This window comes from Sphingomonas sp. UYEF23, from assembly GCF_040546165.1.
GTDB lineage: Bacteria > Pseudomonadota > Alphaproteobacteria > Sphingomonadales > Sphingomonadaceae > Sphingomonas > Sphingomonas glacialis.
Genome location: NZ_JBEPNG010000003.1, coordinates 101,976 through 126,908, shown reverse-complemented (window position 1 = coordinate 126,908; position 24,933 = coordinate 101,976). Strand labels below are relative to the sequence as shown.

Here is a 24,933-nt window from a genome sequence, read left to right as displayed (position 1 = left end):
GCCATGCGCTATATCAGCACGCGCGGCTCCGCGCCGACCCTCGACTTTCGCGACGTAACGCTCGCGGGCCTTGCCAAGGATGGCGGACTCTATCTGCCCGAAAGCTGGCCGAGCTTCTCGGCCGAGCAGATCGCGGGGATGCAGGGGCTGTCCTATGTCGAAACCGCGGTCGCGGTGATGCTGCCCTTCGTCGAGGGCACGCTGAGCGAAGCCGATCTGCGCACGCTGTGCACCCAGGCCTATGGCCGCTTCGCGCACGCCGCGGTGGTCCCGCTCGCGCAACTCGACCAACGCAATTGGCTGCTCGAGCTCTTCCACGGCCCGACGCTCGCCTTCAAGGACGTTGCGCTGCAGCTGTTGGGCCTGCTGTTCGAACGCTTCCTAACCGGATCGACGCAGCAGGTCACCGTGGTCGGCGCGACCTCGGGCGATACGGGATCGGCGGCGATCGACGCGCTTGCGGGGCGCGCCGGGGTCGATGTCTTCATGCTCCACCCCAAGGGCCGCGTGTCGGACGTTCAGCGCCGTCAGATGACGACGGTGATCGCGCCCAACATCCACAACATCGCGCTGGAGGATGCGAGTTTCGACGACGCGCAAGCGCTGGTGAAAGCGATGTTCAACGACCCCGCTTTCTCGGGCAAGTTCGCGCTGTCGGCGGTCAATTCGATCAACTGGGCGCGCCTGATGGCGCAGATCGTCTATTATTTCTATGCCGCCGTCCGGCTCGGCGCGCCCGAGCGCGCGGTCGCGTTCTCGGTGCCGACGGGCAATTTCGGCGACGTGTTTGCGGGATACGTTGCCGCCAAGATGGGGCTGCCGGTCGCCAAGCTGATCGTCGCGACCAACGTCAACGACATCCTCCACCGTGCGCTGAGCGCGGGCGATTATTCGCAAGGCACCGTCGTGCCGACGCCGAGCCCGTCGATGGACATCCAGGTTTCGAGCAATTTCGAGCGGTTGTTGTTCGATCTCGGCGGGCGCGACGGTCATGCACTCGCCGATCAGATGCGCGGGTTCGAGACGTCGAAGGCGATGCGCCTGACCAACGCGCAGCGCGAAGGCGCGGCCGCACTGTTTGCAAGCGACCGGATCGATCTCGACGACATGGCGCTGGCGATGCGCTGGGCGTGCGAGGCGAGCGGCCAAGTGATCGACCCGCACACCGCGATCGGCCTTGCGTCCGCGCGCCGTGCCGATCTGCCCGCCGACGTGCCGATCGTCACGCTCGCGACCGCGCACCCCGCCAAGTTCCGCGACGCGGTCGAGCGGGCGACCGGGCAGCGCCCGGTCCTGCCGGCACGGATGGGCGATCTGTTCGAGCGCGAGGAACGCTATGCCTCGCTGCCGGGCACGTTCGAGGCGGTGACGGCGTATATCGCCGAGCGGGCGAGCGCACGGTAATGGGCCCTTTGCTCACGCTCATCGCCGAACCCTGGCAGGATTACGGCCTCGTCGACTCCGGCCACGGCCGTAAGCTCGAGCGCTACGGCCGCTTCCGCTTTATCCGGCCCGAGCCGCAGGCGATGTGGGCGCCCGCGTCGGACAGCTGGGAAGCCGATGGCGACTTCATAGGTGCGTCGGACGAGGATGGCGGCGGACGCTGGCATCTCTCGCGCGACGTGCCGCGCGGCGGTTGGCATGTCCGCTGGAACGAAGTGCTGTTCACCGCGCAGAACACGCCGTTTCGCCATCTCGCCTTCTTCCCCGACATGGCGCCGCAATGGGAATGGATGCGCGGCAAGGTCGCCGAGGGCGATCAAGTGCTCAACCTGTTCGGCTATACTGGGGTCGGGACGCTCGCGCTCGCCGCCAAGGGGGCGGCGATGACGCATGTCGATGCCTCGAAGAAATCGGTCGATGCCGGCAAGGCCAACGCCTTCCTGTCGGACATGTCGGATCGCCCGATCCGCTGGATGGTCGACGACGCCGCAAAGTTCGCCGCGCGCGAAGTGCGGCGCGAGAAACGCTATGACGGGATCTTCCTCGATCCGCCCAAGTTCGGACGCGGCCCCGATGGCGAAGTGTGGAAGCTCGAGGAAGGCCTGCCCGGCCTGATCGCCGATTGCCGCCGCTTGCTCGACAAGGACAGCAAGTTCCTCGTCCTCACCGTTTATGCCGTGCGGATGTCGGCATTGGCGATCGGCGAGGTAGTGCGCCAGGCGCTGTCCGATCTCGGCGGGACGGTCGAAGTCGGCGAGATGGCGGTGCGCGAGGAAGCGCGCGGGCTGTTGCTGCCGACCGCGATCTTCGCACGCTGGACGCGGTAACGGCGCCGTTGCTCTGACGCTGGTCAGTGCGGCGTGGCGCGGTCGCGCAGCACGATCTCAAACACCAGGCCGCGCCCCGCGGGGCCGGGCGTGATCGTCAGCGTGCCGCCGTGCGCGCGTGCGATCCGCTCGACCAGCGACAGGCCGATGCCCGATCCTTCGACGCCGCGATCGGCGCCGCGCCACAGGCGGTCCTTTAGACGAGCAAGCTGCGCTGCTGGTACGCCGTTGCCGTCATCGGTCACACTCAGCCGCGCGCCGGGGCCCGCCCGGACGATGATCGCCGTGCCGACGGGCGTGTATTTCGCGGCATTGTCGACCAGATTCTCGAGCGCGAGGATGATCGCGTCGGGGTAGCCGTGGACCGGGGCGACATCGGTTGCAGTCTCGAATGCGATCGACCGGCCCGCGGTAACGATGCCCGGTGCCCGATCGGCGACCACCTGCGTGGCGAGCGCGACTAAGTCGAACGCCTCGGCCTCGACGGCATGCGGTTGCTCGAGCTCGGCGAGCGCGAGCAACTGACCGATGACGCGCGCCGCGCGATCGACCGACGCCATCAGATCGGCACGCACCCCCGCATCGGCGACCGCGTCGGCGCGCAGCCGGATCGCCGCGAGCGGGGTGCGCAGCTCGTGCGAGACGTCGGCGGCGAACGCGCTCTGGATGTGGAGCGCGGCGACCAGCCGGTCGAGCGCGGCATTGGTCGCCTCGGCGAGCGGCTCGGCCTCGGTGGGAAGCACCCCGCGCGGCAAGCGCGTGTCGAACGACTGTGGGCCGATCGTCGCCGCGATCGCCGACACTGCGCGCATCCGCAGCGTCAGCCGCCGCGCGAGCAGCACGCCGATCAACGGCACCAGCGCGGCGATCGGCAGCGTCAGCAAGGCGAAGCGCTTGAGGAAGGTGCGCACGATATCGTCGGTGATGACCTCGGGGTCGGTATCGTCCTGCGACACGACGATCCAGCCGCCGCGCGTCGGCAGGCTATACCCCTCGGCCGCGCCCCGACGGAAGAAATGCGCGCGACTGTCGAGCGGTGCCGCGGCAAGTACCGCGCGCCGCGCGGGGCCGCTGCTGCGGTCGATCCGCCGATCGCTGCCGAAGGTGGCGACCGCCATGCCGTTGGTCAGCGGGATGGCCGCGATCGTGCCAGCGCCGTCGGCGCGCGCCGCCGCGACGACCTGTGCCTGCCGAACGAGCAAGCTGCGCTGGAAACGATCGGCGGTCTGGTGGAGCAGCGTGGTCGCGCTCCACAGCAACACCAGCGTCGCGATCAGCGCGACCGCGATGTGCAGCACGACGAATTGCCCGAGCAGCGAGCGCGGCGCGCGCATCATGCCGGCGTGGCGAGCAGCATATAGCCGACGCCGCGCACCGTCTCGATCCGCGCACCCGTCGCCGCCTCGTCGAGCCGCTTGCGCAAGCGGTGGACATAGACCTCGATCGCATTCGATCCGAGATCGCCGTCGAGCCCGAACAGATGATCCTCGGCGATTCGCTTGGGGACGACCTTGCCGACGCGGCGCAGCAGCAGCTCGAGCAATTCGGTCTCGCGCGCCGACAGGCCGAGCACGCGCTCGCCGACCGAGGCGACGCGCGTCTCGACCGCGAAGCTGAGCGCGCCGCATTGCAGCGCGCGTCCGACATGCCCGTCGCGCCGCCGCAGGATCGCGAGCAGCCGCGCATGGAGTTCGTCGAGGTCGAACGGCTTGACCATATATTCGTCGGCGCCGGCGTTGAGCCCGAGAATCCGCGCGTCGATCGCCCCGCGTGCGGTCAGCACGAGGACGGGACGCGTATCGCCGCGCGCGCGCATTCGTATGAGAAGGCCCATCCCGTCGCCATCGGGCAGGCCGAGATCGAGCAGCAGCGCGGCATAGTCGCTTGCTTCGAGATAGGCTTCGGCGGCTTCGATCGTCGACGCATGGTCGATCGCGACGCCGCGCCGGACCAGCGCATCCGCCAGCGCCGTCGCGACCGCGGGCTCATCATCGACCAATAGTACGCGCATCGGACCTTTTCTGTGTGCACTGCGGCATCTGTAAGCCGACTGTAAGCGAGCGCGCCTAGGGCTGACAGCCAAATCACAGCAGGTCCTTCGATGCACACGACCGTTCCCCCCCAGGCGCTGCCCCCCACCCGTAGCCTGTCGCGCGCGACGCAAATGCGCTGGCTCGGTATCGTTGGAGGGGTGGCGATCGGCTTGGCGCTGTTGTGGAGCGCGCTCGCCGCGCTGTTCCACCACGATGCAGCACCCGCGCCGACGACGCCGCCCGGCACGCTCCGGCTGACGCGCGAGCAAATGGCGGGGCTCAAGACGCTGCGCGTCGGCGTCGGCGAGTCGGATCATCGCACGCTGGCGAGCGGTGCGATCACCGTCGACGGCGATCGCAGCACGCCGGTGCTGCTGCCCTATGCCGGGCAAGTCGTGAAAGTGCTCGCCGATGCCGGGCAATATGTGAAGCCGGGGCAGCCGCTGCTCCTGATCCAGACGAGCGATTTCGTCGATGCGCGCAGCGGCCTGTTCAGCGCACGCGCGGCGTTCCAGAACGCGCAAGCACAACTCGCCACTGCGACCCGCAATGCCGAACGCCAACGCCAGATCTTCGAGACAGCGGGCGGCGCGCAGAAGGATTACCAGCAGGCACAGACCGACCTGATCGCCGCGCAAGCGACCGCGCGCACCGCGGCGGCGGCGCTCGGCGCGGCGCGCGACAAGCTCGCGATCCTCGGCAAGTCGGCGGGCGAGATCGGCGCGCTCGAACGTGTCGGCGAAGTGTCGGGGATCCACGACCGCACGACGCTCCACGCCCCTGTCGGCGGTCTGATTGCGTCGCGCGACGTGGCGGCGGGGCAATATGTCGCGCAAGGCGGCGACAAGCCAGTGATGACGATCACCGATCCGTCGCACGTCTGGTTGATCGCGCAGCTCGCCGAGGGCGATGCGAGCGCAGTGCATGTCGGCGATAGCGTGACGGTCACCACCCCCGCGCTGCCGGGGCGCAGCTTCCACGCGACGATCGACCTGGTCGGCGCCGCGCTCGATCCGCAGACGCACCGCTTGCCGGTGCGCGCTACGATCGCCAATCCCGACGGCGCGCTGAAACCGCAGATGTTCGCCAGCTTCTCGATCCAGCGGCCGCAGCAGAGCGCGGCAATGCGCGTTCCGGTCGCGGCGGTGATCCATGAAGGCGATAGCGCGCGCGTCTGGGTTGTCCGGCCCGATGGGCTGTTGCATGCGCGCGCCATAACCGCCGGCGACGAGCAGGACGGCCAGGTCGTCATCCTGAGCGGGCTCAAGCCGGGCGAGCGGATCGTCACGGCGGGCGCGTTGTTCGTCAACGAGGCTGGTCTCGGCGAATGAACAGAATCGTCGAATTCTCGCTGCGCCAGCGGCTGCTGATCGTCGGCGTCTTCGCCGCCATGCTGGTGGCGGGGGCGGTCGGCTTCTGGAACCTCAATATCGAGGCCTATCCCGACCCCGTCCCGCCGATGGTCGAGGTCATCACGCAGACGCAAGGGCTGTCGGCCGAGGAGATGGAGCGCAACGTCACCATTCCGATCGAGGTCGGCATGGCGGGCATCCCGCACCTCACCGCGATCCGTGCGATCTCGCTGTTCGGCCTGTCCGACATCAAGATCCAGTTCAGCTACGATCTGACCAACGAAGCCGCCAAGCAGCAGGTGATCAACCGCCTGTCGCAGCTGCCGCCGCTGTCAGGTGGGGCGCAGCCGACGCTTTCGCCGACGAGTCCGGTGGGCGAGATCTATCGCTACAAGATCACCGCGCCGCCGGGCTATTCGGTGATGGATCTGAAGACGCTGCAGGACTGGGTGCTGCAACGCCGCTTCAAGCGGATCCCGGGCGTGATCGACGTGACGGGCTGGGGCGGCAAGCTGCGCGCCTATGACGTGGTGATCGACAACGACCGGCTCGCGGCACACGGCGTCACGGTGTCGCAGGTGCTCGCCGCGCTGTCGAAGAGCGACGGCAATGTCGGCGGCCAGACGATCAACTTCGGCGCACAGGCGGCGATCGTCCGCGGCGTCGGGCTGATCCAGTCGGTCTCGGGAATCGAAAACGTGCTGGTCGGCAGCGCGAACGGGCAGCCGATCCTGTTGAAGGACGTCGCGCGCGTCCAGATCGGCAACGAGCCGCGGCTCGGCATCGCCGGCTACAACAATGAAGACGACATCGTGCAGGGCATCGTGCTGATGCAGCGCGGCGCGCAGTCGATGCCGACGATCCAGGCGGTGCAGAAGGAAGTGTCCGACATCAACGCCTCGGGGCTGCTGCCGCCGGGCGTGCATCTCGACCGCGTCTATGACCGCTCCGATCTGATCAAGCTGACGATCCACACCGTGCTCGAAAATCTCGTCGCCGGGATCGCGTTGATCTTCTTCCTGCAATGGGCGTTCCTCGGCAATTTGCGCAGCGCGATCATCGTCGCGGCGACGATCCCGTTCGCGCTCGCCTTCGCGATCCTGATCCTCGTGCTTCAGGGTGAAAGCGCGAACCTGCTGTCGGTCGGCGCGCTCGATTTCGGGCTGGTCGTCGATGCGAGCGTGATCATGGTCGAGAACGTCTTTCGCCACATGGTCGAGCGTTCGGCGCATGTCGAAAACGGGCGGGGTCATTACACGCTGGCGAGCCGCTTCTCGGCGGTGCTCGGCGCGAGCCATGAGGTCAGCCGCGGGATCTTCTTTGCGGCGGCGATCATCATCGCGAGCTTCCTGCCGCTGTTCACGCTGACCGGAGTCGAGGGGCATATCTTCGGGCCGATGGCGAAGACCTATGCCTATGCCATCACCGGCGGGCTGATCGCGACCTTCACGGTCGCGCCGGTGCTCGCGACGCTGCTGCTCCCCGACAAACTGTCCGAGGTCGAGACGTGGATCGTCGGCAAGCTGCGCCGCGCCTACGAACCCGCCGCCGCCTTCGCGCTCGGCAACCGCGTGCTCGCGGTCGGGGGCGCGTTGCTGCTGCTCGCCGCGGCGATGGTCGGGGTGCGCTCGCTCGGGATCGAATTCCTGCCGCATCTCGAGGAAGGCAATATGTACATCCGCGCGAGCTTGCCCGCATCGATCAGCCTCGAGGCGGGGCAGCCGGTGGTTGATGGCGTACGGCGGATGATCGCCAGCTATCCGGAAGTCGAATCGGTGCTCTCGGCGCATGGCCGGCCCGATGATGGGACCGATTCGACCGGCTTCTTCAACGCCGAGTTTTTCGTGCCGTTGAAGCCGTTCGGCACATGGCCCGCGGGCGTCACCAAGGAGACGCTCACCGCCGAGCTGTCGAAGAAGCTCCAGGCGAAATACCCGGGCGTCGATTTCTCCTTCTCGCAATATATCGAGGACAATGTCGAGGAAGCCGCCTCGGGGGTGAAGGGCGCCAATTCGATCAAGCTGTTCGGTCCTGATCTCGCGACGCTCGAAAAGTACGCCGACCAGATCAAGGACAAGATGGCGCACGTGCCGGGCATCGTCGATCTCGGCGTGTTCCAGTCGCTCGGGCAGCCGACGGTGCGGATCGACGTCGATCGCGCGCGCGCGTCGCGCTACGGCCTGACGCCCGATGACATCAACGCGACCGTCGCCGCGGCGATCGGCGGGCAATCGAGCGCCGATCTGTACGAGAAGGGCACCGATCGCCACTTCCCGATCATCGTTCGCCTGCGCGCCGAACAGCGCGACAGCATCGATTCGATCCGTCGCATCACCGTCGGTGCGCCTTCGCCGAACGGCACGGGGACGATCCAGGTGCCGCTGTCCGAAGTCGCCGACGTGAAGCTGACCTCGGGCGCGTCGTTCATCTATCGCGAGCATCAGGAGCGCTACATCCCGATCAAATTCTCGGTCCGTGGGCGCGATCTCGGCGGCGCGGTCGATCAGGCGCGCGCGGAGATCACGCGCAGCGTCCATCTGCCGCCGGGCTATCATCTCGAATGGGCGGGCGAGCTCGACAATCTCAACAATGCCGTCGCGCGGCTCGAGGTTGTGGTGCCGATCAGCCTGCTGCTGATCCTGCTGCTGCTCTACGCCAATTTCGGCTCGATCCGCGACAGCCTGCTTGCTTTTTCGGCAATCCCGATGGCGATCATCGGCGGCGTGCTCGCGCTCGCGGTGTCGGGGACGGCGTTCAGTATCTCCTCGGCGATCGGCTTCGTGGCGTTGTTCGGCATCGCGGTGATGGACGGCATCCTCGTCGTCACGACCTTCAACCATGCGATCGACGAGGGCGTCGCGCGGGAAGGGGCGATCGCGACGACGGTGCGGCATAGCTTGCGCCCGGTGGTGATGACCTGCCTCGTCGCGGCGATCGGGTTGCTGCCGGCCGCGCTGTCGAACGGCATCGGCAGCCAGGTGCAGAAGCCGCTCGCTTTGGTCGTCGTCGGCGGGATGACGCTCGCGCCGATCCTGATCCTGCTCGTGCTGCCGGTGCTGATCGACCTGTTCTCGCATCGTGTCGCGCCCGAGGATCGCGGCGCCCATGGCCGCGATGTCGGGCATCATCCGCATCCCGCGGCCGAGGGGGAGACGCTGGCATGAAGCGGATCGCGATCAGCCTGCTCGCGCTTGGTGTGAGCGCCTGCGCAATGGAGCCGCGTGTGGTAGTGCCGCCGGTCGCGCTGCCCCCGGCGATGGCGCCGCAGAGCTTTGCGCCGCCGCAGGGGCCGACCCAGGCCACCCGGCTGGCCGAAGTCCCGCGCGAATGGTGGCGCGCCTTCGCCAGCAGCGAGCTCGATACGCTGGTCGCCGAGGCGCTCGCGCACGCCACGGATATCGCGGTCGCCGACGCGACCCTGCGCCAGGCGCGCGAGCAAGCGTCCGCCACCGCAGGCAGCGCGCTGCCGCAGGTCGACGCGAGTTACCAGGCGCAGCGCACGCGCGTGTCGAATGCGCTCTCGCCCGCGGTGATCGATTCGAACCAGCAGCTCTACACCCTCCACACCGCGCAGCTGAGCGTGACCTACAATCCCGACCTGTTCGGCGGTATCAAGACGCGGATCCGCTCGGCGCGTGCGCTCGCCGAGGTGCAGCGGCACCGGCTCGATGCCGCACGCACCACCGTGCTCGCCTATCTCGTCCAGGCGGTAATCCAGCGCGCCTCGCTCGCCGACCAGATCGCGGCGCTCCAGACGAGCGTCTCGGTCAATCGCGACATCCTCGCGCAATTGCTGAAGCGGCAGCAGCTCGGCGCGGTCGGCGCGGCGGATGTCGCGACGCAACAGGCGGCGCTCGCGACCGCACAGAGCGCGCTGCCGGCGCTGGTGCGCGCCGAGGCGCATCAACGCGTCGTCATCGCCACTCTGATCGGGCGTACCCCTGGCGGCGCGCTCCCGGCGCTGCCGTCGCTGGCCGCGCTCGCGCTGCCGCAGGATCTGCCGGTGCTGCTGCCGTCAGACCTGGTCGCGCGACGGCCCGACGTGGGCGCGGCGCGTGCGCAGCTCGAGGGCGCTGCGGCCGATGTCGGGACGGCGATCGCGGCACGACTGCCGAGCATCCAGCTCGAGGCCACCGGTGGCGGCACCGCGCAGCATTTGTTCGACATGTTCAGGAGCGGCAATCCGTTCTGGTCGGTGTTCGGCGGCGTGACGCAACCGATCTTCCACGCAGGCGCCCTGCGGCATCAGCAACGCGCCGCCGAGGCGGCACTCGATGCGGCCAAGGCGCAATATCGCGCGACCGTGCTCCAGGCGTTCGGCGACGTGTCGGATGCGCTCACCGGGCTCCGGACCGATGCCGACGCTTATGACGCGGCCTCGCGCGCGGGCGATTCGTCGGCGCGTGCGCTTGGCTTCATCCGGCGGCAGCTCGCGCTCGGCGATGTCGGGACGCTCGCCTTGCTCAACGCGACCGCGACCGATGCGCAGGCGCGCTCGCTCGTTATCCAGGCGCGGGCGGCGCGGCTCAGTGATACCGTCGCCTTGTTCCAGGCGGCGGGGGGTGGCGTGCCGCCGAGCTAAGCGCGGATCAATCGAAGTGGAGATAGGCCGGGTCGAAATCGGCGACGCGGCACAACGCGTCCCAATCCTGCACCACGAACATCCGGCGCTCGCGGGCGATCAGCTGCTCGGCCTCGAGATTTTGCAGCATGCGGTTGACGTGCACCGGGGTCAGCGCGGTCGCGTCGGCGATCTGTTCCTGGCTCATTGGCAGTTCGAAACGGCGTTGCGCGTCGTCGAGCGGCGGCCCTTCGCGCCGATAGATCAGCTCGCACAGCAAATGCGCGATCCGCGTCCGCGCGTCGCGCCGACCGACGTTGAGGATCCATTCGCGCTGGATCGATCCGTCGATCAAGCTGTCGCGCCACAACGCGCGCGCGACGTTCGGGCGCGCGTCGATCGTCGCGCGGATGGCCTCGATCGGAATCCAGGCGATCCGCGCCTCGTTGAGCGCCTGGACATTATGGTCGGCGGTGCGCAGTTCCTGATGGTGGAGATCGACGATATCGCCGCGGCGGTGGAAGGACAGGATCTGGCGCTGCCCGACGCCGGTCAGTTTGCTGCGAAAGGCGTGCCCTTCAAGGACCAGGCTGCAGTCGCGCACCATTTGCCCGTCGCGCAGGAGGTAGCCGTTGCCGCGCACGTTCTGCATACGAATCGGCCACGCCCGAATCGCCAGGAGGTCGTCTCCGTCGAGGTGCGAGACGCGCTGTAATTTGGCCAACAGCGGTACAAACGGGTCTTCGAGCACGTGTGCCCCCCGTTTCGCCTGGTCGAAGTCGTGCGGAGCAGTCTGCTGGTCCATGATAGCCCGAGTAATTTGGGGTGAACACTCCAGCGCCATAGGCTTGGCGTACTCGCTGACACCCGATACTGCGGAAAGCCTGTAAGAATGGCAATAATGTAGATCAATCGCGCTAAATAGTTCGACAATACTGTGCCGTATCTATGTCAGCGACGCGGAACCGCCCCAACCAAATTTATTGTAATGCGGTGCTCTGCGATAGGATGTTCGCGACGATGCGGTGCGTGAAGGCGTGGCGCGAACCGAGCGGCAATCCGATTCGGCAGTGGAGTCCGTCCGCTCGCAACGCGAAGTGCGTGCGCGCACCGAGTTGATCGGGCAGCGCCTGCTCGATCAGTTCGCGCCCGAAGCCGTGATGGTGGGCGTCGTTTTGCTCGACGGCGCCGCCGGTTTCGGTCCAATCGAGCCGCAGCTCGCTGGCCGTCGCCACCCAGGCGATCTGCAGCTTGCCGCCAGGGTGCGACAAGGCACCGAACTTGAGCGCATTGATGATCAGTTCGTGGAACGCGAGCGCCAGCGCTTGCGCCTGTGCGGGCTGGACCCATGTGATCTGGCCACCGATCGTGATCCGCGGATCCCATCCGAATTGGAATTCGCGCAGTTCATCGCGAATCAGCATTTCCAGGTCGTGCGATTCGCTGGGATGCCGGTGATAGCGTGCCAGGACGTCGAGCCGTGCGGCAAAGTGGTCCGCAATGGTATCGGCCGGCCCGCCCGAGGCAGGGCTTTGCGAGACGATCGATCGAATCGTCGTGATCAGCTGGGCCGCGCGGTCGCGCTCGTCGTCGAGCGCCGATCGTACCGCGCGGAGCTGTGCTTTCACCTCCGCCAAATCGGCGCGCAAGCCGGCGGTCTCGGCAAAGGGGGCACACTCCAGGGACATTCGGTGTCGGGCCACGGATTCCACCTCGAGCGGGTTTAATCCGCTCAAACGCTTTGCCGTGCAGGTCGGTTCCTCAATGCGCAGCGGTTGGCCCGGGCGAACGTCAGGCGGGTGTATCCCGTTGGGGGTGCCTGACGTTCGCCCTGCGGCGATCAGCCAGCCTTGTGCGGGCAGATCAGATACTTCGTCCCCGTCGCGCGGCGATTATACGCTTCGATCACGTCTGGCTGAAGCGCCTCGACCAACGAGATTTCGTGCGTGTAGTGGCTCGCAAAGGTCGTCGTCAGTTCGGCAACGACGCGATCCTTGAGCGCCTGGACCGCCTCGGCGCCGATCTTGACGAGGAATGGCGTCAGCAGGAAGCCGCTGAGCGACCAGCTGAAGCCGAAGCTGTTGCGGTTGAGCGTGGTCGGCGCGACGTCGAGCCCGCCATAGATATAGACTTGCTTGAAGGTGTCCGATCCGTAGCGGCTATAGGTCGTCATCCGCTTGACTGCGGCTGCCTCCATGCAGCTGAGCAACTGCCCGGCCAGCTTGCCGCCGCCGATCGCGTCGAAGGCGAGCGTCGCGCCGGTCTCGACCATCATCGCGGTCAGCGTCTCGAGGAAGTCGGGCTGGCTCGAATCGGCGACATGCACCGCGCCGATCCCGCGCAGCAAATCGGCCTGCGCCGGGCTGCGGACGACGTTGACGAGCGGGATCCCGTCCTTGAGGCAGATCTTGACGAGCATCTGGCCGAGGTTCGACGCGGCGGCGGTGTGGACCAGCGCGGTGTGGCCTTCGCGCCGCATCACTTCGGTCATCGCGAGCGAGGTCAGCGGATTGACGAAGCACGATGCGCCATCGGCGGGCGCGGTGCCGTCGGGGAGCACCATGCACTCGGCGACGCGCAGAACGCGATATTGCGCGTACATCGCGCCACCGAGCATCGCGACGGTCTTGCCGAGCAGCGCCTGCGCGGCGGGCGAGGCGCCGGCCGCGACGACGATCCCCGAGCCTTCGTTGCCGACCGGCATCGCTTCATCGAGCCGGCCCGCCATCGCGCGCATTCCGCCTGGCGGCACATCGGCGGTGACGAGCGGATGGCCGTCGCGCGTCGTCGCGACAGCGCTGCTCATGTCGGCGGCGCCGAACAGCAATCCCAGATCGGACGGATTGATCGGCGTTGCCAGCACCTTGACGACGACTTGATCGTCGCGCGGCGCGGGAACCGGCTGGTCGATCAGCGAGACCTCGAGATGCGCGTCCTTGGTGACGCGCGACAGCAATTGGAGGCCAGTGCTTGGAACAGGATCGGTCATCGGGATTTCCTCTCTTATAGTAGCGCCATCCCTAGCCGCTGAGTGACTCGCGCGCGAGTGCGAACGTGGTTCTCTCCCCGGCGACGGTTTGGTAGGGATCGAAGACGTCGGCGCGTGGCACGAAGCGAAGCGACGATGGTGTAGTGAGGCTTGATGGACAATTGCGCGACCGGGGTGACAGGCCTCGATGACATTCTGGCCGGCGGCCTTTCGCGCGGGCGGTTGTTTCTGCTCGAAGGAAGCCCTGGTACGGGCAAGACGACGATCGCCACGCAATTCCTGATGGCGGGCGTCGCGGCGGGAGAGCGCGCGCTCTACATCACCTTATCGGAGACCGAGGAAGAGTTGCGCGATGGCGCTGCATCGCATGGCTGGAGCTTCGCCGACGGGTTCAATATCTATGAACTCGTGCCGCCCGAAAGCCTGCTCGACGCCGATCAGCAACAGAGCTTGCTCTATTCCTCCGATCTCGAGCTTGGCGAGACGACCAAGCGGATCTTCGAATCGTTCGAGCGGATCGGGCCTGTGCGCGTCGTACTCGACAGCTTGTCCGAAATCCGTCTGCTGGCGCAAAGCTCACTGCGCTATCGTCGCCAGATCCTCGCGCTGAAGCATTATTTCGCCAAGGCCGACGCGACGGTCCTGATGCTCGACGATCTCACCGCCGATGTCGGCGACAAGACCGTCCACAGCGTCGCGCATGCGGTGATTCGGCTCGAGGAGCTGTCGCCGAATTACGGCGCCGAGCGCCGCCGCCTGCGCGTGCTCAAATATCGTGGCCGCAAATATCTTGGTGGCTATCACGATTTCGTCATCGGGACCGGCGGGATCCGCGTGTTTCCGCGGCTGGTTGCGGCCGAGCACAAGACCGCTTTTACGCGCGAGACCGTCGGGGTCGATGATCCCGCCTTCAACGCGCTGGTCGGTGGCGGGTTCGAGCGCGGCGCGAGCACCTTGATCCTCGGCCCGGCCGGGACCGGCAAGTCGCTGCTGACGCTCGGATTCGTCAAGGCTGCGGTCGCGCGCGGCGAGCGCGCGGCGATGTTCATCTTCGACGAAGAGCTCGGTCTGCTGTTCGAACGCGCCAAGGGGCTCGACATCGATCTGCAGGCGATGGTCGCGGCGGGCAATCTGGTGATCGAGCAGATCGACGCTGCCGAACTGACGCCGGGCGAATTTTCCGAACGCGTCCGCGCCTGTGTCGAGACGCATGCCGCGCGCACCGTGATCGTCGACAGTCTCAACGGCTATCAGGCGGCGATGCCCGAAGAGCAGGCGCTGATCCTGCACATGCACGAGCTTCTGCAATATCTGAACCGGCAGGGCGTGATGACCTTCCTGACGGTCGCGCAGCACGGGCTGGTGGGCGACATGAAGTCGCCGGTCGATGTCACCTACCTCGCCGATACCGTTATTTTGCTGCGATATTTCGAAGCGCGCGGACGGGTCCGAAGAGCGATTTCGGTCGTTAAGAAGCGGACCGGTCCCCACGAGGACACGATCCGCGAGTTCATGATCGGCGACAACGGGATCACGCTCGGTGAGCCGTTGACGGGCTTTCAGGGCGTGTTGCGGGGCGTGCCGACCTTGCTGGGGGACGACGAAGGGCTCCTTGGCACGAAGGCTTGAACGACCGTTGAACCGTACGTTTGCAGAAGGTGCCGTTGTGCTTGCGCCGCGTGGTCGCGATGGTGCGATCGCGCGAGCGATGCTGGCGGAAGCGGGGCTCGTCGCCGAGACGGTGCCCGACCTTGCGGCGTTGGTGGCGGCGCTGCGGCGCGGCGCCGGCTTTGCGATCATCACCGAGGAGGCGCTGCGCAACGCCGATCTGCGCGAGCTTGCCGCATTCCTGGCCGATCAGCAGGAATGGTCGGACTTTCCGTTCATCCTGTTGACCGAGCGTGGCGGCGGGCTCGAGCGCAATCCGGGTGCGGTGCGGTTGCTCGAGACGCTCGGTAACGTCACCTTTCTCGAACGGCCGTTTCATCCGACGACGCTCGTCAGCCTCGCCAAGGCCGCGTCGCGTGCGCGCATTCGGCAATATCAAGCGCGCGCGCGGCTCGAGGAAATCAATGACGGGCAAGCGAGCCTCAAGCTCGCGCTGTCGGCGGGCGGGCTCGGGACCTGGACGCTGGCGATGCCGGCGCGAACGCTCAGCGCCGCGCCCGAAAGCAAGGCGCATTTCGGGCGCGGGGCCGACGATCGCTTCGATTTCGAAGACCTTATCGACACCGTCCATCCGAAGGATCGCGCACTGCTCGAGGACGCGCTCGCGGAGTCGGTCGCGATGGGGGTCGATTTCGATCTCGAAGCGCGCTGCCTGTGGCGCGATGCGTCGCTTCACTGGGTACAGATCAACGGCCGCGTCGAACGCGATCCGTCGGGTGCGATCGTGCGACTGGTCGGGGTGTCGCACGAGATCACCGAGCGGCGGCAGGACGAACTGCGCCAGCGAGCGCTGCTCGAACTCGGCGACGCGTTGCGGCATATGACCGATGCCGACAAGATGTCGTTCCTCGCCGCGCGCATCCTCGGCGAGACGATGGGCGTCAGCCGCGCCGGGTACGGCACGATCGACCCGGTGCGCGAGACGATCACCGTCAAGCGCGACTGGAACATGCCCGGGATCGAGAGCCTCGCCGGCACGCTCCATTTTCGCGATTACGGCTCGTATATCGAGGATCTCAAGCGCGGCGATACCGCGGCGATCGCCGACGCCCGGCTCGACCCGCGCACCGCCGACGGCGCGAGCGCGCTCGAGGCGATTTCGGCGCGCGCGTTCATCAACATGCCGATCGTCGACAACGGCCAGTTCGTCGCCTTGCTCTATCTCAACCATGCCGAGGTCCGCCCCTGGTCGGCCGAGGACATCGCGTTCATCCGCGATGTGGCGAACCGCACGCAATCGGCGATCGAACGCCGCAACGCCGAGACGGCGCTTGCGGACCTCGCGGATTCGCTCGAGCGCGAGGTCGAAGTGCGAACGCGCGAGCGCGACCGCACCTGGCAGAATTCGCAGGACCTGCTCGGCGTGATCGACCCGCACGGGCGGTTCGTCGCGGTCAATCCCGCCTGGACCGAAATCCTCGGCTGGTATCCGCGCGAGATGGAAGGGCGAGCCTATGACGACTTCGTCCATCCCGACGATGCGCTCGCCTCGCAAGCCGCGTATCGCCAGGCGCAGGTCGAACCCTTGCGCCAGTTCGAGAACCGCATCCGCCACCGCGATGGCAGCTATCGCTGGGTGTCGTGGGTGGCGTCATCTGGCGATGGGCTGATCTATGCCAGCGGGCGCCACGTGACCGCCGAGAAGGAAGCGCGGCTCGAGCTCGAGGCGGCGCAGGCGCAATTGCGGCAAGCGCAGAAGATGGAGGCGGTCGGACAGCTGACCGGCGGCATCGCGCATGATTTCAACAATCTGCTGACCGCGATCTCGGGCAGCCTCGAGCTGATGCAGATCCGCGTGCGCCAGGGCCGGTCTGGCGATGTCGAGCGCTATGTCGAGGCAGCGCAGCAGGCGGCCAAGCGCGCGGCGGCGCTGACGCACCGCTTGCTCGCTTTCTCGCGCCGCCAGACGCTCGATCCGCGGCCGACCGACATCAATCGGCTGATCGTCAGCCTCGACGATCTGCTGCGCCGTTCGGTCGGGCCGACGATCGAGCTCGAAGTGGTGGGCGCCGGCGGATTGTGGACCGCGTTGATCGATCCCAACCAGCTCGAGAACGCAGTGCTCAATCTGTGCATCAACGCGCGCGACGCGATGCCCGAAGGCGGGCGGATCACGATCGAGACCGCGAACAAATGGCTCGACGAAAAAGCGGCTGCCGAGCGGCAATTGCCACCGGGCCAATATGTCTCGCTATGCGTCACCGATACCGGTTCGGGAATGAGCGCCGAGACGATCGAGCGCGCATTCGACCCGTTCTTCACCACCAAGCCGCTCGGTGAGGGGACTGGGCTCGGCCTCTCGATGATCTACGGCTTCGTCCGCCAGTCGGGCGGACAAGTGCGGATCTATTCCGAGCTCGGGCAAGGCACGACGATGTGCCTCTATTTCCCGCGCGTCGTCGGCCAGCACGCGATCGACGAAGTGGCGCTGCCGACCGAAGCGACCTTGCCGCTGGCGAGTGGCGAGACCGTCCTCGTCGTCGATGACGAGGATGCCGTACGGATGCTGGTGACCGATTTGCTCGCCGATATCGGCTGCAACTATCTCGAGGCGGCCGATGGTCCGGCGGGGCTCGCGATCCTCGATTCACCCGTGCGGATCGACTTGTTGATCACCGATGTCGGGCTGCCCAAGGGGATGAATGGGCGTCAGCTCGCCGATGCGGCGCGGCAGAAGCGGCCCGATCTCAAGATCCTGTTCATCACCGGCTATGCCGAGAATGCGGTGATCGGGAATGGCCATCTCGATCCCGGGATGCACATCCTGACCAAGCCGTTCCCGATGGACGTGATGAGCGCACGGATCCGCGATTTGCTCGGGACGGGGGGCGAGGGCGCGGTCGGGAACGGCGCGTAACCGCGCCGACGCGCTAGCCCTTGAGGCGTTGCGGTAGCCCGGCGATCACGAAATCGACCTCGCTCACCACCGCCGCGACGCGCTGGTTGAGCAGCCCCGCTACGTCGCGGAAGCGGCGGGCGAGCGCGTTGTCGGGGACGATGCCGAAGCCGACTTCGTTCGAGACCAACACGATTCGCGCGCTGGCCCGCGCGAGTGTCGCGACAAGCGTTTGCGCCGCGGCATCGGTATCGGCGTCGGCGAGGAGCAGGTTTGACGCCCATAGCGTCAGGCAATCGACGAGGATCGTCGCGCCCGGCCGGTCCTCCGCCGCAATCGTCTCGGCGAGATCGAGCGGCGCTTCGATGGTGCGCCAGCGCGCGTCGCGGTCGGCGCGGTGGCGCGCGATGCGGTCGGTCATCTCGCCGTCAAAGGCTTGCGCCGTCGCGATGAAGACGAGGTCGCCGCCGCTCGCCTCGGCAATCGCCTGCGCATGGCGGCTCTTGCCCGAACGCGCGCCGCCGAGCACCAACAGGCTTTTGGTAAAGGTCGGCATCGGCAGCGTCCTTATCGCGGCTTGCGCGCGGCAAGCGGATTGGCGATGGCACCCGGAATGCCGCAAGTCGAGAGCTAGAGCCGTGTCCGTATTGACGATCCATGGCGGCCGCATCGATGCCGCGGCGCTGCGCTATCCGGCGGCTCCTTTGCCGTGGCTCGATCTGTCGACCGGGATCAATCCGAACGGCTATGATCCTGCGGCGCTGACGCTGGCCGATCCGCGCGTGCTGCCCTCGCCGAGCCGGCTGGCAGCGCTCGAGGATGCGGCGGCAGCGGCGTTCGGCATGACGTGCGGGGCGATCGCGGCGCTGCCGGGGAGCGAGATCGGGCTGCGCTTGCTCGCGACGATGGGGCTGCCGGGGCCGGCCTGTGTCGTTGCGCCGAGCTATGGCTCGCACTTTGCCGCTTTGCCCGATGCCACGCCGGTCGCGAGCGCTGCGCTGGCCGGCGCGGAATGGCGCAGCGCGTTGCTGGCCAATCCCAACAATCCCGACGGGCAGGTGATCGCGCCCGAAACGCTGCTCGACCTCGCTCGCTCGCGCACTGCGGATGGCGGCTGGCTGGTGATCGACGAAGCGTTCGCCGATTGTGTCGCTGGTGCGAGCGTGCTGCCGCTGCTGCGCGACGACGACCGCGTGCTGGTGTTTCGCTCGTTCGGGAAATTCTACGGTCTCGCCGGGGTGCGGCTCGGCTTCGTTTGCGGGGCCGAGGCGATCGTTGCGGGGTATCGCGAGCGGCTCGGAAGCTGGCCGGTTTCATCGGCTGCGATCGAGCTCGGCATCGGCGCATATCGCGATACGCAGTGGCGCGCGGCGATGCGGATCGATCTTGCTGCAGCTGCTGCTGCGCTCGACCAGGTGTTGCGCAGGCACGGCCTCGCGCCGCGGGGGGATTGCCCACTGTTCCGGTTAGTTGAGACGCATGATGCTGCGGTGGTGTTTGAGCGGCTCGCGACGGCGGGGATTCTGACGCGGCCCTTCGATTATGCCCCCGGCTGGCTGCGGATCGGTTTGCCGGGGAGCGCGGCTGCCTTGGCAAGGCTCGATCGGGCGCTGGGTGGTGGTTGAGCCCATCGCGCTCGGCGCGCTCGCGCTCGACGCGGTGCTCGGCTGGCCGGGCGGGCTGTATGCGCGGATCGGCCATCCGGTCGGGTGGTGCGCGCGGCTGATCGCGGTGTGCGAGGCCCGCTGGAATGGTGCAACGCGGACGCCGCGGGCGCGGTGGATTGGCGGGATTTTGACGGTGCTGCTGCTGGTCGGCAGCGTCGGCGCCATCACCTGGGGAACGACGCTGGCGCTGCGGGCGCTGCTAGGCGGTTGGGCATGGATCGGGATCGCGGTGCTTGCCTGGCCGGGGCTCGCGCAGCGCAGCCTCGACGATCACGTCCGTCCCGTCGCGGCGGCGCTCGAGGCGGGCGATCTTCCTGCGGCGCGGCGTGCGGTGGCGATGATCGTCGGGCGCGACACCGCCGCGCTCGACGAAGCCGGCGTCGCGCGCGCCGCGATCGAGAGTCTCGCCGAAAGCTTCTGCGACGGCGTCGTCGCGCCGTTCTTCTGGCTGCTGCTGGGGGGACTGCCGGGGCTGTGGATCTACAAGGCGCTCAACACCGCCGACAGCATGATCGGCCACCGTGAGCCGCGCTGGCGGATGTTCGGCTGGGCGGCGGCGCGGAGCGATGACGTGGCGAACCTGGTGCCCGCGCGCCTCGCCGGAATGATTCTCTGCGCGGTCGGCGGGGGCGGCTGGGCGACGCTGTGGCGCGATGCGGGGAAGCACGCCTCGCCCAACGCCGGCTGGCCCGAGGCGGCGATGGCGGGGGTGCTCGACGTCCGGCTCGCCGGGCCGATCGCCTATGATGGCGTCGTCGCCGAAAAGCCGTGGATCGGGACTGGCGCCGTGGAGATCGGCGCGCGCGAGATCCGTCGCGCGCTCGGCGTCTATCGGCGGGGGTGCGCATTGCTGTGGATCGTGGCAGGGGGCATCGTATGGGTGCTGTGATGCTGCAGGGGACGGGGTCGGACGTCGGCAAGTCGGTGCTGGTCGCCGGCCTGTGTCGCGCGCTCGCCAATCGCGGGCTCGTCGTCCGGCCGTTCAAGCCGCAGAACATGTCGAACAATGCCGCGGTCACCGCCGATGGCGGCGAGATCGGCCGCGCGCAGGCGACGCAGGCGTTCGCCGCGCGCGTCGCGCCGCATGTCGACATGAACCCGGTGCTGCTCAAGCCGCAGGGCGACCGCACCTCGCAAGTCATCGTTCACGGGCGCGTGCGCGGGACGCTCGGCTCGGCGAACTGGCGCGAGGGGCGTGCCGGGCTGCTGGACGCTGTGCTGGCGAGCTATCACCGCTTGCGCGCGCAGGCCGATATCGTCGTGATCGAAGGCGCCGGGAGCCCCGCCGAGATCAACCTGCGCAGCGGCGACATCGCCAATATGGGGTTCGCGCGCGCGGCGGGGGTGCCGGTGGTGCTGGTCGGCGATATCGATCGCGGCGGGGTGATCGCCTCGCTGGTGGGTACGCGCGCGGTGATCGATCCCGCCGACGCGGCGATGATCCACGGTTTCCTGGTCAACAAGTTTCGCGGCGACCCCGCACTGTTCGACGATGGCTATCGCGTGATCGAGGCGCGCAGCGGCTGGCGCGGGTTCGGCGTGGTGCCGTGGCTGCCCGAAGCGGTACGCTTGCCAAGCGAGGATGCAGTCGTGCTCGAACGCCGCAGCGTCGGTGGCGACGGGCGGATCGTGATCGCGTGTCCGATCACCGCGCGGATCGCCAATTTCGACGATCTCGACCCGTTGCGGCTCGAGCCCGATGTCGAACTGGTGATGGTGCCGCCTGGTCAGCCGATTCCCGATGCGGCGCTGATCGTGCTCGCCGGATCGAAGGCGACGATCGCCGACCTTGCGTTCGTGCGCGCGCAGGGGTGGGACATCGATATCCTCGCGCACCACCGCCGCGGCCGGCCGGTGCTCGGGCTATGCGGCGGGTATCAGATGCTCGGGCGCGTCGTATCCGATCCGCATGGGATCGAGGGGCCGGTCGGCGCGGTCGCGGGGCTCGGCCTGCTCGACGTCGAGACCGAGATCGGGCGCGCCAAGACCGTCGGCGCCGTCAGCGGCACGGCGCTCGGCGCGGCGTTCGATGGCTATGAGATCCATATGGGGCGCACCACCGGCCCCGATACCGCTCGGCCTGTCGGCCAGTTCGGCGATGGCCGCGCCGAGGGGGCGATGAGCGCCGACGGGCTGGTGTGCGGCAGCTATGTCCACGGCTTGCTCGGCGATGCGCGCCAGCGCGCGGCGTGGCTCGCGCGGATCGGTGTCGACGGTGCCGGGCCCGATCACCGCGCGTCGATCGATGCCGCGCTCGATGCGATCGCCGCGACGCTCGAGCGCCATGTCGATATCGACGCGCTGATCGCGCTATCGAAGACCGCACGCGACGATCGCGAGCAATAGCCCGGTCTCGACCAGTTCGATCCCCGCGCCGTGGCAATCGCCACTCACCCCGCCGACGCGCCAGCGCAGCCACAGGCCGAAACCGAGCACCAGCACTGGCGCGGCGAGCACAGCGGGCAGCGCGACCGCCGTCGCGCCAAGCACGAGCGCCCAGCCGATCAGATCGCGCGATCGCACTGCGGTGGCGACGCGCGCGCCGAGCCCGTCACGCAGCGGCGGCAGCCAGCGCGCCCAGGCAAGCGGCCCGATCCGCGCCGCAAACGGCACGAAGATCACGGGCCACCACGCGATGCCCGCGAGCGCATGGAGCAGGACGAGCTTGGCGAGCAGCTGCAGCCCGATTGTGACGACCCCGAAGCTGCCGATATGCGGATCGGCCATCACCGCGAGCAGCCGCGTCCGGTCGCCATGCGCCGCGCCGAGCCCATCGGCAAGATCGCCAAGCCCATCGAGATGCAGCGCGCCGGTGACGGCGACCCACGCGATGAGCGCAGCAAGCGCGCCGACCCAAGGGTCGATCTGGCCTGCTGCCCAGCCACTCGCCGCGACGAGTCCGCCGATCGCTAGCCCGACGATCGGGTAAGCGCGGATCGCGGCGGCAAAATCGTTTCCGTCAGCCGCGACCTGCGGCATCGGCAGCCGAGTCAGGAAACCGAACGCGACGATCAGCCGCCTCATGCCGACAGTCCGACGATCTGCGCGGCAAGGCTCGGTTCGCGCCAGACACGTAGCGACAGCAGGGCAGCGTAGGGAAGGTCGATCGACCAGGTCTGCGCTTGCGAAAACCCGCACAGCGTGGCGAGCGCGGCGCGCATCGCGCCGGCATGCGTCACCACCAAGGTCGGCACGGTGATGTCGCGGCACGCCGAGCCGACGCGCGCGGCGAGGCTCGACCAGCGCTCGCCTTCGGGCGGCGGATTGGCGTCGGGATCATCCCAGAAGGCGGAGAGCGCGGCGGGGTCGATCGTCGCGGGCGCGTGCCCGTCCCACGCGCCGAAATCGAGCTCGCGCCAGCGCGGGTCGACCGACACGCCAAGCCCGTGGTCGCGCGCAATCGTTTCCGCACAGGCGCGCGCGCGGATCAGGTCGGAGCTTACGACGGTCGCGACATCGAGTCCGACGGCCCGGCCCACGCAGTCTGCAAGGCCTTGCGCCGTCACCGCGCTGTCGGTCCGCCCGAGCAGCGTGCCCGTCAACTCGGGTGCGCCGTGGCGCAGCAGGTGGAGCAGGACCGGCGCGCTCACGCGCCCGAGACGCCGGCTTCGGCAAAGGTCGCCATCTCGGCATGCGCGGCAAGTGCAGCGCGGATCACGCCCGCGGCCACGGCGGCACCACTCGCCTCGCCGAGCCGCATGCCCAGAGTGAGCAGCGGCGTAAGCCCCAGCTGCTCGAGCAAGCGCGCATGCCCCGGCTCGGCCGAGCAATGCCCGGCGATGCAATGGTCGGTAATCGTGGGATGCGCCGCAGCGATCGGCGCGAGCGCGGCGCTGCAGATGAACCCGTCGAGCACCACCACCACGCCCGCCAGCCGCGCGGCGACGACCGCGCCGGCGATCGCCGCAATCTCGCGCCCGCCGACACGGCGGAGCGTCTCGAACGCGGTCGTCGGGGCATCCGCATGACAGGCGAGCGCGGCCTCGACCACCGCGACCTTGCGCGCGACCCCCGCGGCATCGACCCCCGTCCCGGGACCGACCCAGTCGGCAGCCGCCCCGCCGAAGCTGCGCGCGCATAGCGCCGCGGCAGCGGTCGAATTGCCGATCCCCATCTCGCCGAGCACGAGCAGATCGACACCGTCGCGCACCACCGCCGCACCGGCATTCAGCGCGGCGAGGCATTCGTCGGCCGACATTGCGGGTGCGCGGGTGAAGTCGGCGGTCGGTCGGTCGAGTTCGAGCGGGACGACGACCAGTTCGAGCCCCGCCGCCGCGGCCAGCGCGTTGATCGCAGCGCCGCCGTTCCGGAAGTTGCGGACCATTTCAGCCGTCACTGCCGCCGGGAACGCGCTGACGCCGTGCGCGACGATTCCGTGATTGCCCGCGAACACCGCGACGCGACCATGCTGGATCCGCGGCGCGCCGAGGCCCTGCCACCCGGCAACGAACACGGCGAGGTCTTCGAGCTGCCCGAGCGAACCCGGCGGCTTGGTCAATTGTCCCTGCCGTTCCGCCGCTTCGGCTTGCACGCTGCGATCGGGCCCGGGCAGCGCGGCGAGCGCGGCCTCGAACGCTGCGACCGAGGCGAACGCGGTCATTCGACGACGAAGCCGGCCGGCGGCGTGCGCGTGATGAAATGCCCCTTCACCCCCGCGGGCCAGCTGCGATAGGGCACTTGGCCCACGTCGCTCTCGGCATAGAGCAGCGCATAATCGAGGATCGCGCGCGCGGCCTCGGCGCTCGGCTCGAAGCGCCCGAGCACATAGCCGACCTTGCCCGGCGCGCGCAGGTGCACCGTGCAGAAATCCTGGCAGGCGAACAGGCACGGCATTTCCTGCACCGCGACGCCGTCATAGCCGGGCTCGGCCTGGACCGCGCGCAACGCCTCGACCAGCCGCGCCCCGCCGCGCACATTGGCGGCATCGTCGCGGGCGTCGGCGGAAAAGCGGCACGTGTTGCACGCGACGACCGCTGGGCCGTCGGTCACTTCGCGCAAGGTCATGCCGTCACCGGCTGCGGCGCGGCCGCCGGGGCTGGCACGCCGGCCGCGGTGAGCACGCGGTAGAGCGCGTAGAACGCAGCGAGGATCGCGGCGTAGCGCACGAACTGGCGCTGCACGATCGGCAGCGACAGCGCGACATCGGCATGGCCGATCACCGGCGCCCAGAGCAGGATCGCCAGCTTGAAGACGGCGAAGGCCGCGACATAGGCGATCGCGAGCCGCGCGACGGTCGAGCGCGCCGGCACTCGGCTATCGACGAGGCTCGATACGATCGCGCACGCCACCGCAGCGGTGCCGATCGCGACGCCGGTCAGCGCGGTCGCGGCATCCCACGGATAGCCCAACACGCAAAACCCGACCGCTTGGCTCACCGCCCAGGCGGCAACCATCAGCAGCACGCCGTCACGGCGATCGAGATGCACCGCCGCCAAGGCTGCGAGCGCGGGAAAGGGCGTGGCGCAAGCGAAGATCAGCGTGGTGAGCGTGCTCGCGATGGTAAAGAGCAGGATCCACAGCAGATCGGCCTGACGCGCGTGAAGGTCGGTGGTCATCG

The 24,933-nt window shown here is 68.2% G+C and carries 21 protein-coding genes; 10 read left to right on the top strand and 11 right to left on the bottom strand.

The window, feature by feature from the left end; all coding sequences use genetic code 11:
* The first annotated feature begins 3 nt into the window (after positions 1-3).
* Positions 4-1,404: a threonine synthase gene (gene thrC / locus ABIB28_RS06705; RefSeq protein ID WP_354287304.1), complete on the top strand. Its 1,401-nt coding sequence runs from the start codon at positions 4-6 to the stop codon at positions 1,402-1,404.
* A complete protein-coding gene (locus ABIB28_RS06700) occupies positions 1,404-2,270 on the top strand; it encodes an RsmD family RNA methyltransferase (RefSeq protein WP_189676347.1) in 867 nt (288 codons plus the stop codon). Before thrC ends, ABIB28_RS06700 begins: the two co-directional genes overlap by 1 nt.
* A gap of 23 nt (positions 2,271-2,293) precedes the next feature.
* Here the strand turns inward: ABIB28_RS06700 and ABIB28_RS06695 are convergent, their stop codons facing one another.
* Together ABIB28_RS06695 and ABIB28_RS06690 are read right to left on the bottom strand one after the other, a co-directional pair.
* The gene (locus ABIB28_RS06695) at positions 2,294-3,604 is read right to left on the bottom strand and encodes a sensor histidine kinase (RefSeq protein ID WP_354287302.1); all 1,311 of its coding nucleotides are present in this window, start codon (positions 3,602-3,604) and stop codon (positions 2,294-2,296) included.
* Positions 3,604-4,281 (bottom strand): response regulator, encoded by a 678-nt coding sequence (locus ABIB28_RS06690; protein WP_354287300.1) that lies wholly within the window; start codon positions 4,279-4,281, stop codon positions 3,604-3,606. Before ABIB28_RS06690 ends, ABIB28_RS06695 begins: the two co-directional genes overlap by 1 nt.
* A gap of 90 nt (positions 4,282-4,371) precedes the next feature.
* Here ABIB28_RS06690 and ABIB28_RS06685 point away from each other — a divergent pair, with 90 nt between their 5' ends.
* From ABIB28_RS06685 to ABIB28_RS06675, 3 genes are read left to right on the top strand one after another with little or no spacing between them, the layout of a single operon-like run.
* On the top strand, positions 4,372-5,634 hold the full coding sequence (locus ABIB28_RS06685) for an efflux RND transporter periplasmic adaptor subunit (RefSeq protein ID WP_354287298.1): 1,263 nt from the start codon (positions 4,372-4,374) through the stop codon (positions 5,632-5,634).
* Complete coding sequence (locus tag ABIB28_RS06680; protein ID WP_354287296.1) at positions 5,631-8,819, top strand: efflux RND transporter permease subunit; 3,189 nt, start codon at positions 5,631-5,633, stop codon at positions 8,817-8,819. Before ABIB28_RS06685 ends, ABIB28_RS06680 begins: the two co-directional genes overlap by 4 nt.
* On the top strand, positions 8,816-10,237 hold the full coding sequence (locus ABIB28_RS06675; RefSeq protein ID WP_354287294.1) for an efflux transporter outer membrane subunit: 1,422 nt from the start codon (positions 8,816-8,818) through the stop codon (positions 10,235-10,237). The genes ABIB28_RS06680 and ABIB28_RS06675 overlap by 4 nt, the downstream gene beginning before the upstream one ends.
* A gap of 7 nt (positions 10,238-10,244) precedes the next feature.
* Here the strand turns inward: ABIB28_RS06675 and ABIB28_RS06670 are convergent, their stop codons facing one another.
* The 3 genes from ABIB28_RS06670 to ABIB28_RS06660 all read right to left on the bottom strand — a co-directional run bounded on the left by ABIB28_RS06670 (position 10,245) and on the right by ABIB28_RS06660 (position 13,205).
* Positions 10,245-10,868, bottom strand: a complete 624-nt coding sequence (locus ABIB28_RS06670; RefSeq protein WP_354287292.1) for a Crp/Fnr family transcriptional regulator — start codon at positions 10,866-10,868, stop codon at positions 10,245-10,247.
* Between the two features lie 328 nt (positions 10,869-11,196).
* Positions 11,197-11,952, bottom strand: a complete 756-nt coding sequence (locus tag ABIB28_RS06665; protein WP_354287290.1) for a hypothetical protein — start codon at positions 11,950-11,952, stop codon at positions 11,197-11,199.
* Positions 11,953-12,056: 104 nt separating this feature from the next.
* Positions 12,057-13,205 (bottom strand): zinc-binding dehydrogenase, encoded by a 1,149-nt coding sequence (locus tag ABIB28_RS06660; RefSeq protein ID WP_354287288.1) that lies wholly within the window; start codon positions 13,203-13,205, stop codon positions 12,057-12,059.
* 153 nt (positions 13,206-13,358) lie between these two features.
* Between ABIB28_RS06660 and ABIB28_RS06655 the strand changes: the two genes are divergently transcribed.
* The gene (locus tag ABIB28_RS06655; RefSeq protein ID WP_322164164.1) at positions 13,359-14,834 is read left to right on the top strand and encodes an ATPase domain-containing protein; all 1,476 of its coding nucleotides are present in this window, start codon (positions 13,359-13,361) and stop codon (positions 14,832-14,834) included.
* Between the two features lie 79 nt (positions 14,835-14,913).
* Complete coding sequence (locus tag ABIB28_RS06650; RefSeq protein WP_354287286.1) at positions 14,914-17,730, top strand: GAF domain-containing hybrid sensor histidine kinase/response regulator; 2,817 nt, start codon at positions 14,914-14,916, stop codon at positions 17,728-17,730.
* A gap of 13 nt (positions 17,731-17,743) precedes the next feature.
* Here the strand turns inward: ABIB28_RS06650 and cobU are convergent, their stop codons facing one another.
* On the bottom strand, positions 17,744-18,265 hold the full coding sequence (gene cobU, locus ABIB28_RS06645) for a bifunctional adenosylcobinamide kinase/adenosylcobinamide-phosphate guanylyltransferase (RefSeq protein ID WP_133191505.1): 522 nt from the start codon (positions 18,263-18,265) through the stop codon (positions 17,744-17,746).
* An 82-nt stretch (positions 18,266-18,347) separates the two neighbouring features.
* Between cobU and ABIB28_RS06640 the strand changes: the two genes are divergently transcribed.
* Genes ABIB28_RS06640 through ABIB28_RS06630 form a run of 3 tightly spaced genes read left to right on the top strand, consistent with a single transcriptional unit; the run spans position 18,348 to position 21,722 of the window.
* Positions 18,348-19,334 (top strand): aminotransferase class I/II-fold pyridoxal phosphate-dependent enzyme, encoded by a 987-nt coding sequence (locus ABIB28_RS06640; protein WP_354287284.1) that lies wholly within the window; start codon positions 18,348-18,350, stop codon positions 19,332-19,334.
* Positions 19,327-20,265 carry an adenosylcobinamide-phosphate synthase CbiB gene (gene cbiB, locus ABIB28_RS06635; RefSeq protein ID WP_354287282.1) on the top strand — a complete coding sequence of 313 codons (939 nt, stop codon included), beginning with the start codon at positions 19,327-19,329 and terminating at the stop codon, positions 20,263-20,265. Before ABIB28_RS06640 ends, cbiB begins: the two co-directional genes overlap by 8 nt.
* A complete protein-coding gene (locus ABIB28_RS06630; protein ID WP_354287280.1) occupies positions 20,253-21,722 on the top strand; it encodes a cobyric acid synthase in 1,470 nt (489 codons plus the stop codon). Before cbiB ends, ABIB28_RS06630 begins: the two co-directional genes overlap by 13 nt.
* Here ABIB28_RS06630 and cobS read toward each other — a convergent pair.
* From cobS to ABIB28_RS06605, 5 genes are read right to left on the bottom strand one after another with little or no spacing between them, the layout of a single operon-like run.
* Positions 21,687-22,400 carry an adenosylcobinamide-GDP ribazoletransferase gene (gene cobS, locus ABIB28_RS06625; RefSeq protein WP_354287278.1) on the bottom strand — a complete coding sequence of 238 codons (714 nt, stop codon included), beginning with the start codon at positions 22,398-22,400 and terminating at the stop codon, positions 21,687-21,689. The genes ABIB28_RS06630 and cobS overlap by 36 nt on opposite strands.
* Positions 22,397-22,966, bottom strand: a complete 570-nt coding sequence (locus ABIB28_RS06620; RefSeq protein ID WP_354287276.1) for a histidine phosphatase family protein — start codon at positions 22,964-22,966, stop codon at positions 22,397-22,399. Before ABIB28_RS06620 ends, cobS begins: the two co-directional genes overlap by 4 nt.
* Entirely contained in the window at positions 22,963-23,976 is a 1,014-nt protein-coding gene (gene cobT / locus ABIB28_RS06615) for a nicotinate-nucleotide--dimethylbenzimidazole phosphoribosyltransferase (protein ID WP_354287274.1), read from the bottom strand. The genes ABIB28_RS06620 and cobT overlap by 4 nt, the downstream gene beginning before the upstream one ends.
* Positions 23,973-24,380 carry a DUF1636 domain-containing protein gene (locus tag ABIB28_RS06610; protein WP_354287272.1) on the bottom strand — a complete coding sequence of 136 codons (408 nt, stop codon included), beginning with the start codon at positions 24,378-24,380 and terminating at the stop codon, positions 23,973-23,975. The genes cobT and ABIB28_RS06610 overlap by 4 nt, the downstream gene beginning before the upstream one ends.
* Positions 24,377-24,931 carry a hypothetical protein gene (locus ABIB28_RS06605; RefSeq protein WP_354287270.1) on the bottom strand — a complete coding sequence of 185 codons (555 nt, stop codon included), beginning with the start codon at positions 24,929-24,931 and terminating at the stop codon, positions 24,377-24,379. The genes ABIB28_RS06610 and ABIB28_RS06605 overlap by 4 nt, the downstream gene beginning before the upstream one ends.
* Between the last annotated feature and the right edge of the window lie 2 nt (positions 24,932-24,933).